At 71.8% G+C, this 13,787-nt stretch carries 14 protein-coding genes; 8 read left to right on the forward strand and 6 right to left on the reverse strand.

Going from position 1 to position 13,787, the window contains the following annotated elements:
• The first annotated feature begins 21 nt into the window (after window positions 1-21).
• Both ACTIE9_RS01935 and ACTIE9_RS01940 read left to right on the forward strand, forming a co-directional pair.
• Window positions 22-855, forward strand: coding sequence for a DUF1295 domain-containing protein (locus tag ACTIE9_RS01935; protein ID WP_439563887.1), 834 nt, complete (start codon window positions 22-24; stop codon window positions 853-855).
• Between the two features lie 14 nt (window positions 856-869).
• Window positions 870-1,352 (forward strand): hypothetical protein, encoded by a 483-nt coding sequence (locus ACTIE9_RS01940; RefSeq protein ID WP_439563888.1) that lies wholly within the window; start codon window positions 870-872, stop codon window positions 1,350-1,352.
• On the opposite strand, the gene ACTIE9_RS01945 is transcribed toward ACTIE9_RS01940, so the two are convergent.
• Complete coding sequence (locus ACTIE9_RS01945; protein WP_439563889.1) at window positions 1,349-2,107, reverse strand: SDR family NAD(P)-dependent oxidoreductase; 759 nt, start codon at window positions 2,105-2,107, stop codon at window positions 1,349-1,351. The two genes, ACTIE9_RS01940 and ACTIE9_RS01945, sit on opposite strands and share 4 nt — an antisense overlap.
• A gap of 46 nt (window positions 2,108-2,153) precedes the next feature.
• On the opposite strand from ACTIE9_RS01945, the gene ACTIE9_RS01950 reads away from it, so the two are divergent.
• Window positions 2,154-2,558, forward strand: coding sequence for an RNA-binding S4 domain-containing protein (locus tag ACTIE9_RS01950; protein ID WP_439563890.1), 405 nt, complete (start codon window positions 2,154-2,156; stop codon window positions 2,556-2,558).
• 21 nt (window positions 2,559-2,579) lie between these two features.
• Here the strand turns inward: ACTIE9_RS01950 and ACTIE9_RS01955 are convergent, their stop codons facing one another.
• The gene (locus tag ACTIE9_RS01955) at window positions 2,580-3,536 is read right to left on the reverse strand and encodes an L-lactate dehydrogenase (protein ID WP_439563891.1); all 957 of its coding nucleotides are present in this window, start codon (window positions 3,534-3,536) and stop codon (window positions 2,580-2,582) included.
• A gap of 94 nt (window positions 3,537-3,630) precedes the next feature.
• Between ACTIE9_RS01955 and ACTIE9_RS01960 the strand changes: the two genes are divergently transcribed.
• Genes ACTIE9_RS01960 through ACTIE9_RS01975 form a run of 4 tightly spaced genes read left to right on the forward strand, consistent with a single transcriptional unit; the run spans window position 3,631 to window position 9,161 of the window.
• On the forward strand, window positions 3,631-6,135 hold the full coding sequence (locus ACTIE9_RS01960; protein ID WP_439563892.1) for an FAD-dependent oxidoreductase: 2,505 nt from the start codon (window positions 3,631-3,633) through the stop codon (window positions 6,133-6,135).
• 49 nt (window positions 6,136-6,184) lie between these two features.
• Complete coding sequence (locus ACTIE9_RS01965) at window positions 6,185-6,850, forward strand: hypothetical protein (protein WP_439563893.1); 666 nt, start codon at window positions 6,185-6,187, stop codon at window positions 6,848-6,850.
• Window positions 6,847-7,809 carry a nucleoside hydrolase gene (locus ACTIE9_RS01970; RefSeq protein WP_439563894.1) on the forward strand — a complete coding sequence of 321 codons (963 nt, stop codon included), beginning with the start codon at window positions 6,847-6,849 and terminating at the stop codon, window positions 7,807-7,809. The genes ACTIE9_RS01965 and ACTIE9_RS01970 overlap by 4 nt, the downstream gene beginning before the upstream one ends.
• Window positions 7,806-9,161: an FAD-binding oxidoreductase gene (locus tag ACTIE9_RS01975; RefSeq protein WP_439563895.1), complete on the forward strand. Its 1,356-nt coding sequence runs from the start codon at window positions 7,806-7,808 to the stop codon at window positions 9,159-9,161. The genes ACTIE9_RS01970 and ACTIE9_RS01975 overlap by 4 nt, the downstream gene beginning before the upstream one ends.
• Here ACTIE9_RS01975 and ACTIE9_RS01980 read toward each other — a convergent pair.
• Genes ACTIE9_RS01980 through ACTIE9_RS01990 form a run of 3 tightly spaced genes read right to left on the reverse strand, consistent with a single transcriptional unit; the run spans window position 9,158 to window position 11,632 of the window.
• Complete coding sequence (locus ACTIE9_RS01980) at window positions 9,158-9,838, reverse strand: spermidine synthase (RefSeq protein ID WP_439563896.1); 681 nt, start codon at window positions 9,836-9,838, stop codon at window positions 9,158-9,160. The genes ACTIE9_RS01975 and ACTIE9_RS01980 overlap by 4 nt on opposite strands.
• Window positions 9,839-9,876: 38 nt before the next feature.
• Window positions 9,877-10,257, reverse strand: a complete 381-nt coding sequence (locus ACTIE9_RS01985) for a cupin domain-containing protein (RefSeq protein WP_439563897.1) — start codon at window positions 10,255-10,257, stop codon at window positions 9,877-9,879.
• A gap of 4 nt (window positions 10,258-10,261) precedes the next feature.
• Window positions 10,262-11,632 (reverse strand): NAD-dependent succinate-semialdehyde dehydrogenase, encoded by a 1,371-nt coding sequence (locus ACTIE9_RS01990; RefSeq protein ID WP_439563898.1) that lies wholly within the window; start codon window positions 11,630-11,632, stop codon window positions 10,262-10,264.
• Between the two features lie 180 nt (window positions 11,633-11,812).
• Here ACTIE9_RS01990 and ACTIE9_RS01995 point away from each other — a divergent pair, with 180 nt between their 5' ends.
• Window positions 11,813-12,601, forward strand: a complete 789-nt coding sequence (locus ACTIE9_RS01995; protein ID WP_439563899.1) for an EI24 domain-containing protein — start codon at window positions 11,813-11,815, stop codon at window positions 12,599-12,601.
• On the opposite strand, the gene ACTIE9_RS02000 is transcribed toward ACTIE9_RS01995, so the two are convergent.
• A complete protein-coding gene (locus ACTIE9_RS02000; RefSeq protein WP_439563900.1) occupies window positions 12,598-13,743 on the reverse strand; it encodes a CaiB/BaiF CoA transferase family protein in 1,146 nt (381 codons plus the stop codon). The two genes, ACTIE9_RS01995 and ACTIE9_RS02000, sit on opposite strands and share 4 nt — an antisense overlap.
• Window positions 13,744-13,787: the final 44 nt, after the last annotated feature.

The raw sequence follows: 13,787 nt of genomic DNA on the forward strand, positions 1-13,787 counted from the left end.
TCCGGCGCTAGCCTTGCGCCCATGGACCCCGTCGCCATCGTTCTCGGCATCGCCGCCGGGGTCAGCCTCTTCACGTGGGTCGCGTCGCTCGTGACGGGAGACCACTCGTGGGTCGACCGCATCTGGTCGATCGTGCCGATCGTCTACGTCGCCGTGTTCTGGGCGGCGACCGGGTTCACCGATGCCCGACTGACGATCATGACCGTGCTGGTGGCGCTCTGGGGTGCGCGGCTGACGTTCAATTTCGCGCGCAAGGGCGGCTACAGCGGCGTCGAGGACTATCGCTGGCCAATCCTGCGCGCGCGCATGAGCGCAGGCCAGTTCCAGGTGTTCAACCTGCTCTTCATCGTGATCTTCCAGAACGCGCTGCTGCTGCTCATCGCGCTGCCGGCGCTCGTCGCCTTCGAGAATCAGACGGTGCCGGTCGGAGCGCTCGACCTCGGTCTCGCCGCGCTCTTCCTCGTACTGCTCATCGGCGAGTTCGTGGCCGACCAGCAGCAGTGGACCTTCCACCAGGCGAAGAAGGCCGCGATCGATGCGGGGCGCGAGCCCGAGCAGCGCTTCGTGGCGACGGGGCTGTGGCGGTTCAGCCGGCACCCGAACTTCTTCTTCGAGCAGGCGCAGTGGTGGGTCTTCTATGCCATGGGCGCCGCGGCTCTCGGCTCGGCCGTGCACTGGACCATCGTCGGGCCGCTGCTGCTGACGGCGCTGTTCATCGGGTCGACGGTCTTCACCGAGTCGATCACGGCGAGCAAGTACCCCGAGTACGCCGAGTACCAGCGGCGCACCTCGATGCTCATCCCGTGGATTCCCCGAGAGCCTCGTGGCGCTGCCGCGGATGCGCCCGCCGCCTGATTACCCTCTCGACCATGTCGTGCATCCGGTTCAACACCCCCGCCCAGCGCCGCCAGCTCGCCGCCGATGCGCCGGCGATGCTGACCTCCGACGACCCCGTCGCACAGTTCCTCTCCCCCGCCGTGACCGCATCGAAGGTCGCGCGCATCCGTCGGCTCGCCGCCGACCCGAACCCGAAGATCCGCGAGGCGGCTGCGCTCTCGTACCACGCGCCCGTCGAGATCTACGAGGCCCTGTCGCGCGACCCCGACGCGGGAGTGCGGGCGTGCATCGCGAAGAACGAGCACGTTCCCTGCGACATCCTGCGCCGGCTCGCCGACGACGCCGATGAGCGCGTGCGCGGCTTCGTCGCGATCAACTACTTCGTGCCCGCCGACGCGATGACCGCTCTCGCCGACGATCCGAGTGCGCTCGTGCGCGGCCTCGTCGACTGGAAGGCGTCACTCGCGGCCGACGAGGGCCTCGCGGCCGTCGAACTGGTCGGCGGCAGCCGCTAGTCGCGCGAGCGGAACTGCCCGGACGCGCCGACGCGATCGGGCAGCACGCGGACGAGCGCGGCGACGAGGCGGTACCGCACCGTGGGGATGACGACCGATCGACCGCGGTCGATGCCGCGCAGAGCCAGCCGGACGAGCTGCGGGGCCTGGAGCCAGAGGAACGACGGGATGCCGGCGGTGCTGACCTGCATGCGGTCATGGAACTCGGTGCGGACGAAGCCGGGGCACACCGCGGTGACCGTGACCCCGCGCGGGCGATACACAAGGTTCGCACTGCGCGCGAACATCACCGCCCACGCCTTCGCCGCCGAGTAGGTGCCGCGCGGGGTGAAGGCCGCGACGCTCGCGATGAGCACGATGCGGCCCGTGCCGCGCGCGAGCATGCCGCGCAGCGCCGTCTGCGTCAGCTGCAGCGGCACCGTCACGTGGATGTCGAGGTGCCGCTTCTCGTCGTCGAATGCGTTCTCGTCGAGCTCGCCCCGGATGCCGTACCCGGCGTTGTTCACGAGCAGGTCGATCGGCCGCCGGTCGTCGGCCAGACGCCGGTCGACGGCGGCGAGTCCGTCGGCCGCGAGCAGGTCGGCCGGGAGCGCCTCGACCCGCACGCCGAACTCGTGCTGCAGCGCCGCTGCCGTCGCGGCGAGCCGTTCGGCGTCGCGGGCGACGATGACGAGATCGCTGCCGCGCGCGGCGAGCTGGCGGGCGAACTCGGCGCCGATTCCGGCGGTCGCTCCGGTGATGAGGGCGGTGGGCATGCCTCCACGCTAACCCGGCGCGGCCCCGGCCTCGTACGCTGAGCGCATGAGCTCAGCGAGCGGCACCACGGGCGTGCGCGTCGACGCCTACACGTGGGCGATCCGGCTCTATGCCACGCGCTCGGCGGCGACGGCGGCGTGCAAGGCGGGGCACATCAAGGTCAACGACGCCTCCGCCAAGCCGGCGCAGGTCGTGCGCATCGGCGATCGCGTGCGAGCGCTCACGCCCGGGGGCGAGCGGATCGTCATCGTCACGGGCCTCATCACGAAGCGCACGAGCGCCCCCCTCGCCGCCCTCAACTACGACGACCTGACTCCCCCGCCACCGCCCAAGGAGGAGCGACCGGCCACGGTGCTGCGCGAGCGCGGTGCGGGACGCCCGACGAAACGCGACCGGCGGCTCATCGAGCGGCTGCGCGGCCGCGCCGGGGGTCCGGGCGAGCTCGACTGATCGAGCCCGAGGCGCGCATCCTCAGGCCAGATCGAGCGAAGCGAGCGACGCGCGGATCGTGTCGGCCGAGGCGTGCAGGGCGCGCTCCTCGTCGGCCGAGAACGGCACGTCGATGACGCGCGACACCCCGGCCGCGTCGACGACGCTCGGCACCGAGAGCGCGACCCCGCTGACGCCGCGGTAGTCGTCGAGCACCGAGCTGACGGGCAGCACCGCCCCTTCGTCGTTGAGCACGGCTTCGACGATGCGCGCGCCCGACAGGCCGATCGCGTAGTTCGTGGCGCCCTTGCCCTCGATGACCTTGTAGGCGGCCGTCTTGACCTCGAAGGCGATCTGATCGAGTTCCTCCACGGTCATCGTCTCCCCGGCGTCGTCGAGCCACTCGCGGATCGGGATCGGGCCGATGCGGCTCTGCGACCACAGCGGGAACTCGCTGTCGCCGTGCTCGCCGACGATCATGGCGTGGATGCTCGACGGGGCCAGCCCCAGGCGCTCGGCCAGGCGCCACCGCAGCCGCGAGCTGTCGAGCACCGTGCCGCTCGAGAACACGCGCCCGACGGGCAGTCCGCTGAAGCGCTGCGCGGCGACGGCGAGAACATCGCACGGATTCGTCACGAGCACGAAGACCGCGTTGGGGGCCCGTTCGACCAGCGCGGGCATGAGGGATCGCAGGATGCCGACGTTGACGCCCGCGAGGTCGAGCCGGCTCTGCCCCGGGTGCTGCTTGGCGCCCGCCGTCACGACGACGACGTTCGCGCCCGCGATCACGTCGAGATCGGCCCCGCCCGTGATGGTGCTCGAGCCGGTGAACGGCGTGCCGTGGGCGAGGTCGAGCACCTCGGCCTCGACGCGCGGCGCGTCGATGTCGTAGAGCACCACCTCACGGGCCGAGCCGCGGATGAGGGAGGCGTAGGCGAGCGAGGAGCCGACGGCTCCGGCTCCGATGATGGCGAGGCGGGAGTTCTCGATGACGGTCATGGCCCCAGCCTGTCAGGTGGGGTCTTTGGGCACTACCTGCGACGCGCAGCCGTCCCTAGCCTGAAACGACCCGCACCCACCCCTGAGGAGAACCGTGAAGCTTGTCGTCGTCGGCGGAGTCGCCGCCGGAGCATCCATCGCCGCCCGCGCTCGTCGTCTTGACGAGTTCGCCGAGATCGTCGTGCTCGAACGCGGCCACCACGTCTCGTTCGCCAACTGCGGTCTGCCCTACTTCATCGGCGGTGTCATCACCGACCGCAGCCGGCTGCTCGTGCAGACCCCCGAGAGCCTGCGGGAGGCGCTCGATCTCGATGTGCGCATCGGGCAGGAGGTCGTCGCGATCGACCGCGCGGCGAAGACCGTCACGGTGCGCCGCGTCGACGACGGCACCGAGTACACCGAGTCGTACGACGCGCTCGCCCTCACCCCCGGGGCCGAGGCGCTGCGCCCACCGATCCCCGGCATCGATCTGCCGGGGGTGCACGTGCTGCGCCGCATGGGCGATATGGACCAGATCAGGGCCCACTTGGATGCCCTGCTCGCCGCCGCGGCCGCCGGCGGCCGCGGCCCCGTGCGCGCCGTCGTCATCGGTGCCGGGTACATCGGCCTCGAGATGGCCGAGAACCTGCGGCACCGCGGGGCCGAGGTCGATGTCGTGGAGCTCGCCGACCAGATCCTCCCTCCCCTCGATCACGAGCTCTCGGTGCCCGTCGAGTCGCACCTGCGCAGCCGCGGGGTCGCCGTGCACCTCGAGACGGGAGCCGCCGCGGTGCGCGAGGCGGCGAGCGGCCTCGACGTCGAGCTCACGAACCACAGCGTGCTGCACGCCGACCTGGTGATCCTGTCGGCTGGCGTGCGCCCCAATACCGATCTCGCGCGGGCGGCCGGTCTCGAGCTCGGCCCGCACGGCGGCATCGCCGTCGACACGCACATGCGCACCTCCGACCCGCACATCTGGGCGGCGGGAGACGCGGTCGAGACGCCCGGCACGGTGCTCCCGGGCACCGCGCTCGCGCCGCTGGCCGGCCCCGCGAACCGTCAGGCGCGCGTCGCGGCCGAGAACATCTGCGGGCGCGACACCGAGTACCGGTCGACGCAGGGCACGTCGATCGTCAAGGTCTTCGACATGGTCGCGGGGGGAACGGGGGCCACGCAGCGGCAGCTGCGCGCCGCCGGAATCGCGCACCGCGCCGTGCACGTGCACCCCTCCGGGCACGCCGGCTACTACCCGGGCACCGCGATGATGCACCTCAAGGTCGTGTTCGATCCCGAGACCGGGCGCGTGCTCGGCGGTCAGGTGGCCGGCTTCGACGGGGTCGACAAGCGCATCGACGTGCTGGCCACGGCGGTGCGCATGGGCATGACGGTGTTCGACCTCGAAGAGCTCGAGCTGGCCTACGCTCCCCCGTTCGGCTCGGCGAAAGACCCCATCAACATGGCGGGCTTCGTCGCGAGCAACGTCGTGCGGGGCGATCTCGACCTCTGGTATGCCGAGGACTACCCCGCTGCCGTCGAGGGCGCGCGCGTGATCGATGTGCGCACCCCCGAGGAGTTCAGCATCTGGCACCTGCCCGGCGCCGAGAACGTGCCGCTCGACACGCTGCGCGCGGTCTGCGGAAACTGGGATACGAGCACCCCGATCCGGCTCTACTGCGCGGTCGGCTTCCGCTCCTACCTGGCCTACCGAGCGCTCCGGCAGCGCGGCTTCACCGACCTGAAGACCCTCTCGGGCGGCTCGACCACGTTCCGCTCGTGGCACGAGCTCGACGAGGCCGATGCGCCGGTGCGGCGCGAACCGATGGAGAACTACGCCGAGGCGCACTCGCTGTTCGCGCTCGCCCCCACCGGAATCGGCGCATCCATCGACCTCGACTGCACGGGGCTCGCCTGCCCCGGCCCGATCATGAAGCTCGCCGAGGCGGCCGCGGCGGCCGGCGCGGGCGATGAGATCACGGTGCACGTGAGCGACCCCGGCTTCGCGGCGGATGCTCCCGCCTGGGTGAAGCGCAACGGCCACGAGCTCGTCTCGATCGAGCCGGAAGGCCCCGGCTACGTCGCCGTCATCCGCAAGGGAGGCGCGGGGGCGATGGCCTCGGCGCGTCCCACGGGCGGCGCGACGGTCAGCGGACCGGGCAAGAACTCGTTCGTCGTCTTCTCGGGCGACATGGACAAGGTGCTCGCCTCGTTCATCATCGCGAACGGCGCGCTCGCCATGGGCGAGCAGGTGTCGATGTTCTTCACCTTCTGGGGGCTCAACGCGCTGCGGCGCGAGCAGCCGCCGAAGCGCCAGAAGAAGATGATGGACCGCATGTTCGGCATGATGATGCCCTCGGGGGCGAACGATCTGCCGCTCTCGACCATGAACATGGCCGGCATGGGGCCGGTCATGATCAAAAACGTCATGAAGCAGCACAACGTGCCGTCGCTGCCCGAGCTCATCGCCTCGGCGCAGGCCGGCGGCGCCCGACTCATCGGCTGCACCATGACGATGGACCTGCTGGGAATCGCCCCGAGCGACCTGCTCGACGGGGTCGAGCTGGGCGGCGTCGCGACGTTCCTCGGCGAAGCCTCCGAGTCGACCACGACGCTGTTCATCTGAGCGGGCGCGCGCGGGGCGCTCGTCGCGCGTCGTGACCTAGCATCGGGTCATGAGCGACGACGCCCCTCCGCCCGCGATTCCCGTGGGCGGCATGCCCACCCGCTCGGGCTCGGTCGCCCGCGTGCTGCTGCTGAGCGCGCTCGTGAGTCTCGCGATCATGGGCCTGGCCTTCCAGTTGGGCATCGGCGACACGGTGTTCGCGCGACCCGGAGAACTGCTGCTGCTCTACGTCGATGTGGCGCCCGTCCTCTGGTTCGCGGCGGCCGCCGTGCTGCTCTCGGTGTTCCGGTGGCAGTCGATCGACCAGCGATTCCGCTGGGTCATGCTGGCCGCCGTGATCGCCGTCGCGGTGTCGATCGTGGTCCGCCTGACGCTCCTGCAGCAGTCGCTGCTCGTCGCCCTGCTCGAGCCCTTCACGCTCGGCTTCCTCGTCGTCGTCGCGGCCGCCGTGGCCTTCACCCGCACCCGCGTGCGCCGCCTCGCCCGCGGCACCGAGGCGGGCATCACCCTCACGGGCATCGGGCTCGGCTTCGCGGTCGTCGGCGTCGGGCTCGCGATCGGCGCGCTGCGGGTCGCCCTCACCGGCCCGCCCTCGCCGCCCGGAGCGGTCTCCCGCTACATCGAGACCTCTCCGACGACCGGGTTGCTCGTCGCGGCGACGATGCTCATGATCGCGGGGCTGTTCTGGCTCACCGACCGAACGCGCAACCGATGAGCGCCGCACGCCCCGTCATCCTCGACGTCGATACCGGGGTCGACGACGCCCTCGCGATCCTCCTCGCCGTGCGGCATCCCGCCCTCGACGTCCGGGCCATCACGTGCACGGGCGGCAACGCCCCGCTCGCCCAGGTGGTGACGAATACGCTGCGCGTGCTGGATGCGGCCGGTGCCGGCCCCATCCCCGTCGCCGCCGGGGCGCACCGCCCGCTGCTGGAGGTTCCGCAGCACGCCGCCGCCATCCACGGATCCGACGGCCTGGCCGACCTCGGGCTGCCCGACTCGGCCCGCGCCCCCGAGCCCGTGCACGCGGTCGAACTGCTGCGCCGCAGCCTGGCCGAGTCGGAGAAGCCCCTCACGATCATCAGCCTCGCGCCGTTGACCAACATCGCCCTGCTGCTGCGCATGCACCCCGAGGTGCTGCCGCGCATCGAGCGCGTCGTCATGATGGGCGGCGCTGTCGGCACAGGCAACGCGACAGCCGCTGCCGAGTTCAACGTCTGGCACGACCCGGAGGCCGCCGCGATCGTGCTGGGCGCGGGCCTCGACGTGCTCATGTACGGACTCGAACCGTTCTACCGCGTGGGCGTCTCGCACGACGACGTGCAGCGGCTGCTCGCGGCCGAGGGCACCGCCCCGCGCCTGGCGGGGGCGCTGCTCACCCACCTCATCGGCATCGATGCGACCGAGGAACGGGTGGCCGACGACCGCGTCGCGATCGGCGATGCGGGTGCCGTCTGCGCCGCGATCGATGCCACGCCGCTCGTGACGCGGCGGGCACCCGTCGAAGTCGCGCTCGCCCCCGGGGCGACCCGCGGGCAGACGGTCGTCGACCTGCGCACGATGGAGGGCGCCGACATCACGGCGGCTCGCGATGCCCTCCCGGCGACGGTCGTGCTCGACGTCGATCCGGAGCCCTACCGCCAGGTCTTCCTCGACGCCCTGCTCGGCCCATGACCGACGTCGTCGCGCTGCTGCGGGATGCCGTCGGCGACGCAGTCTCGACCGAGCCCGCCGCGCTCGAGGCGATGCGCGGCGACAAGTCGGGGCAGCGCAGCGCGGCCGCACCGCTCGCGCTCGTCACCGCCCGCACGGTCTCCGACGTTCAGGCGGTGCTGCGGCTCGCGAACGAGCACGGCGTCGCCGTGGTTCCCCGGGGCTCGGGCACCGGGCTCACGGGCGGCGCTCTGGCCGGCGCCGGCGAGCTCGTGCTCTCGACAGCGGCGATGACCCGAATCCTCGAGATCGACGAGGCCGATCAGGTGGCGGTGGTCGAGCCGGGCATCCTGAACGCCGACCTCAATCGGGCGCTCGAACCGCACGGTCTGCGCTGGGCTCCCGACCCGGCGAGCCGCGAGATCTCGAGCGTCGGCGGCAACATCGCCACGAACGCCGGGGGGCTGCTGTGCGCGAAGTACGGCGTGACGCGCGAGGCCGTGCTCGGCCTCGACGTCGTGCTCGCCGATGGAACCCTGATGCGCCTCGGGCACCGCACGGTGAAGGGCGTCACCGGGCTCGACCTGACCGCCCTCATGATCGGCTCGGAGGGCACGCTCGGCGTCATCGTCGGGGCGACCCTGAAGCTCACCCCGCTGCCGACGGGACCGGTCGCCACGATCGGCGCCACCTTCCCGACGGTCGAGGATGCCGCCGCGGCCTCGGCGGCGATCACCGCGGCGCGCATCCGCCCCGCCGCGATGGAGCTGATCGATCCCGTCGCCCTCGCCGCCATCCTGCGTCACCTCGCCCTGCCCGACCGGGCACCGGGAACCGCGCACCTGCTCGTGCAGACCGACGGCGAGGCCGCTGAGGCCGAAGCCCGCGCGGCGCTCACGATCATCACGGGCCTCGGCGGCATCGCCGAGCTCACGACCGACCCTCACGAGGGCGAGCGGATGCTCGCTGTGCGGCGCGCGATGCACCCGGCCATGGAGGCCCTCGGTCAGGTGCTCATCGAGGATGTCGCGGTGCCCCGCTCGCAGCTGCCCGCGATGTTCGCGGCGATCCGTCGCATCGGCGAGCGGCACGGCATCCTGATCCCGACCGTCGCGCACGCCGGTGACGGCAACCTGCACCCCAACCTCGTCTGCGACGGCGACGAGGTGCCCGACGTGATCTGGACGGCGGCGGGCGAGCTCTTCGAGGCCGCCCTCGCGCTCGGCGGCACGCTCACGGGCGAGCACGGCATCGGCACGCTCAAGCGACGCTGGCTCGCGGATGAGCTGGGCGACGCGCAGGTCATGCTGCAGCGGCGCATCAAGGAGGCCTTCGACCCGCGCGGGATCATGAACCCCGGCAAGGTCTTCTAGCCCGCGAGCACCGCGACATAGACCCCGTTGCGCGAACGCCCTCCGGTGAGCGGGTTGTCGAACGCCACCGTGTGCCCCTCGACGCGGGCGAACACGCTGCGCAGGGTGTCGAGGAAGCCGGGGTCGGGCGGGTCGTCCGACCACAGCGCGAAGACTCCTCCGGGCCGCAGGTGCGCGGCCAACCGCCGCAGCCCGGCGACCGTGTAGAGATCGGCGTGCGAGGGATCGAGCGTGAACGTGGGCGAATGGTCGACGTCGAGCAGGATGGCGTCGAGCGGCACGGGCAGCACTCCCCCCGCGTCGGGGGCCGCGCGCATGAGGGCGAAGAAGTCGGCGTGCACCAGGCGGGTTCGGGGGTCGTCGACGAGCAGGCCCGAGACCGGCAGGAGGCGGCGCTCGTGCCAGTCGATCACGGCCGGCAGAGCATCCACGACCGTCATCGAGCGCACGCGCGCGTCGGCCAGTGCCGTCACGACGGTGTAGCCCAGGCCCAGGCCGCCCACCACGACGTCGAGCGACCCGCGCTCGGCGGCGAGGGCTGCGAGGCCGAGCCGACTGAGCTCCTCCTCGGCCACCGTGAACAGGCTCGACATGAGGAACTCCTCGCCGAGCTTCACCTCGAACACCTCGGCGCCGATCGCGGGCTCGACGCGGCGGCGCAGCGTCAGCTCGCCCATGGGCGTCTGCTCGAAAGCCAGCTCCTCGAACCGCCGCATCAGACGCCGGCGACCGGCACGACGGGGATGATGACGTAGATCTTGCGCACGGTCTCGTGCACCTGCCAGGTGCCGGTCCAGCCGGCGGGCGTCACGAAGAGATCGCCCGCGGTGACCTCGAGCGGCTGCTCCCCGTCCTCCGTGAGGGTCACCCGGCCACTCAGCAGATAGCAGAGCTCGTGGTACCCGTCACGGGTCGCCGTGAAGGTGCCGGGGTCGGCCTCCCAGATGCCGGTCTCGATCGGTCCGGGGCTCACCCCCGGCGCCGTCCAGAACTCCGTGGAGCCCTCCGACTGGCCGGGGGTGAGCGCGGTCGGCTTGGGCGCGAACGCCGCGATCGCGTGAGCGGGGGCGTTGCGCAGCAGAACCGTCGTCGGCATCGGATCAGGCGATGCGGATCATCTTCTTGTTGACGAACTCGTCGATGCCGAGCGTGCCGAGCTCGCGGCCCGAGCCCGATCGCTTGATGCCGCCGAAGGGCAGCTCGGGGCTGTCGGCCAGCACGCAGTTCACGTAGACCATGCCGGCGTCGATCTTGTCGGCGACCCGCGCGGCCTGAGCGTCGTCGGTCGTGAACAGGTACGAACCGAGCCCGAAGGGCGTGTCGTTGGCGAGCTGCACGGCCTCGTCTTCGTTCGCGACCTTGAAGACCTGGGCGACGGGCCCGAAGAACTCCTCGTAGTAGGCGTCGTTGCCGGGCTTCACGTCGGCGAGCACGGTCGAGGTGAAGAAGTTGCCATCGCGCGTGCCGCCGGTGAGCACCGTGGCCCCGCCTGCGACGGCGCGCGCCACCTGGTCTTCCAGGCCCTCCGCGGCGCTGCTCGACGACAGCGGGCCGTAGGCGCCGCCCTCGACCATCGGGTCACTCGCCTGCGTGCTCGACATGCGCGCGACGAACTTCTCGAGGAAGGCGTCGTAGAGGTCCTCCACCACGATGAAGCGCTTGGCGCCGTTGCACGACTGGCCGCTGTTGTCGAGGCGCGCGTTGGCGGCCATCTCGACCGTGGCGTCGAGGTCGTCGGTGCTGAGCAGGATGAAGGGGTCGCTGCCCCCGAGCTCGAGCACGACCTTCTTGAGGTGACGGCCGGCCTGCTCGGCGACCGCCGCGCCGGCGCGCTCCGAGCCGGTGAGCGAGACACCCTGCACGCGCGGATCGGCGATGATCGTCGCAACCTGATCGGTCGTGGCGTAGAGGTTCGTGTACGCACCGACGGGGAATCCGGCGTCCGCGAAGATCTGGTGGATCGCCTCGGCCGACTCGGGGCACTGCGCCGCGTGCTTGAGCAGGATGGTGTTGCCCAGGATCAGGTTGGGGCCGGCGAACCGGGCCACCTGGTAGTAGGGGAAATTCCACGGCATGATGCCGAGCAGCACGCCCATGGCGCTCTTGCGGATGAAGGCCGAACCCTCGCTGCCCTCAGCGAGCTCGATCGGCTCGTCCTTCAGCAGCGCCGGACCGTTGTCGGCGTAGTACTGGTAGATGTCGGCCGAGAAGTCGACCTCGCCGAGGGCGTCTCCGATCGGCTTGCCCATCTCGCGCACGATGATCTCGGCGAGGTGCTGGCGGCGCTCGCGGTGCAGCTCGGCGACCTTCGTGATGAGGGCGGCGCGCTCCTCGACGGTGGTCGATCGCGACCAGCCACGGTAGGCGGTGAACGCACCCTCGATCGCGCTGGCGACCTCGGCGTCGGTGGCGGTCGGGTACGACCGCAGCGTCTCACCGGTGGCGGGGTTGATCACTGCGTACTTGCTCATGAGGCTCCTCATTGACTCGGGGGGTGGTGCGCGGCGCCCGCCCGGTCGGGGCGGCCACGGTGCACACCTCCTGCCAGCCTAGGGCGAGGCACCCGGCCCGCGCATCGCCACCATGGAGATTCGCGGCGCATTCTTCGCCAGCGCGTACAGGGTCGCGCCGCGACGTCTACAGTGGCCGACATGAGGAGGATGCGGCGGATCGTGCGCGAGCTGCTCGCCGGTGCGGCGCTCGTGCCGCGCGGTTTCGGCTTCTGGCGCCGCCGCCCCGGCGCCATGGCCCTCGGCATGCTTCCCGCGGTGATCGCCGGGACCCTCATCGCCGTCGTGCTGATCGCGCTCGGGCTCAACGTCGAGGCGCTCGCCCAGGCCGTCACGCCGTTCGCGGACGGGTGGGCCGAGCGCGATCGCAGCGTGCTGCGCACCCTGCTCGCACTCGTCATCGTCGCCGGGGCGATCATCGGCACCGTCTACACGTTCACGACCCTGACCCTCCTCATCGGCGATCCGTTCTACGAGCGCATCTGGCGTGCCGCCGAGAAGGAGCTCGGCGGCTTCACCCCGACGCCCGTGCGATTCTGGCGCTCGTTCGGCGACGGGCTCGTGCTCGTGCTCCGCGCCATGGGCTACGCGCTCATCACCTGGCTCGTCGGTCTCATCCCGGGCGTGGGTTCCGTGGCGTCCGCCGTGCTCGGCCCCGTGCTCGCCGGGCACCTCATCGCCCGCGAGTTGACCACGCGACCGTTCGAGGCACGCGGCATCACCGCGGCGGAGCGCGCGCGCCTCCTGCGCGGCTCACGAGCCCGAGAGCTCGGGTTCGGCATCGCGACCCAGCTGTTCTTCCTGGTGCCCGGTGGCGCGATCGCGGTCATGCCCGCGGCGGTCGTCGGAGCCACAAGCCTCGCCCGCTCGGTGCTCGAGCGCGCGGCCGCCGAGGTCGAGGCGGCCCCGCGACCGACCCCGCCCGCCTAAGCCTCCGGCGCGCTGAGCCAGGCGCGCACGGCAGACCCGTGCTCATCGAGCGCGGGCGGCGCCGTCGGCGGAGCGGGCGTGAAGGCCGAGTAGCGCACCGGGTGAGCGAGCTGCTCCGGATGATCCGGCCCCACCCCCACCGTCGGCTCCAGCCCGAGCCGCCGCGCGAGCGCGAGCGCCTCGTCGATGCCGTTCACGGTGCCGGCGGGCACCCCGGCCTCGAGCATCCGCGTCGCCCACACCGGGGCGTCGTCGACCGCCAGCAGCGCCTCGAGCGCGGCCTGCAGCGCATCGCGGTGCTCGACCCGCGCGGGGTTGGTCGCGAAGCGCGGGTCCGTCGGCAGCGCGGGGTCTCCCAGCACCGCGCACAGGGCCGCGAACTGCGCATCGTTGCCCACCGCGACGGCGAGCAGCGCGTCGCGGCAGCGCAGCGTCTCGTAGGGCGCGATCGAGGGGTGGCGGTTGCCGAGGGCTCGCGGGGCCACCCCCGTGGCGAGATAGGAGCCCGCCTGGTTGGCGAGCGAGGCGATGAGGCTCGACAGCAGGGCGACCTCCACGTGCTGGCCGCGGCCCGTGCGCTCGCGGTGCAGCAGAGCGGCGAGCACGCCCATCGCCGCGTGGTTGGCGGCGAGCAGGTCGACCATCGCCACACCCACCTTGCGGGGCTCGCCCCCTGTGTCTCCCGTGATGCTCATGAGCCCGCCGACGGCCTGCACGAGGAAGTCGTAGCCGGGCATTGCGGCGCCCTCCCCCGTCGATCCGAAGCCCGTGATCGAGCAGTAGACGGCGCGCGGGTTGCGCGCGAGCACGCTCGCGGCGTCGAGGCCGAAGCGTTCGAGGGCGCCGGCGCGGTAGTTCTCGAGCACGATGTCGGCGCGGTCGACGAGGGTGCGCGCGACAGCGAGGTCGTCGTGATCACTGAAGTCGAGGGCGATCGACTGCTTCGACCGGTTGGCCGCCTCGAAGTAGGCGCTCGACGATCCCGCCCACGGCGGGCCCCAGGCACGGGTCTCGTCGCCCGCGCCAGGGCGCTCGACCTTGACGACACGGGCACCCAGGTCGGCGAGCATGACGGCGGCGGTGGGGCCGGCGAGCACGCGGCTCAGGTCGGCCACGAGCATCCCGTCGAGCGGTCGGATCATGCGCCTACTGTACAAGTGGACAAAAGGCCGGGCGCGCGGCACGA

It is taken from the genome of Microcella sp. (assembly GCF_051860105.1).
Lineage (GTDB): Bacteria > Actinomycetota > Actinomycetes > Actinomycetales > Microbacteriaceae > Microcella.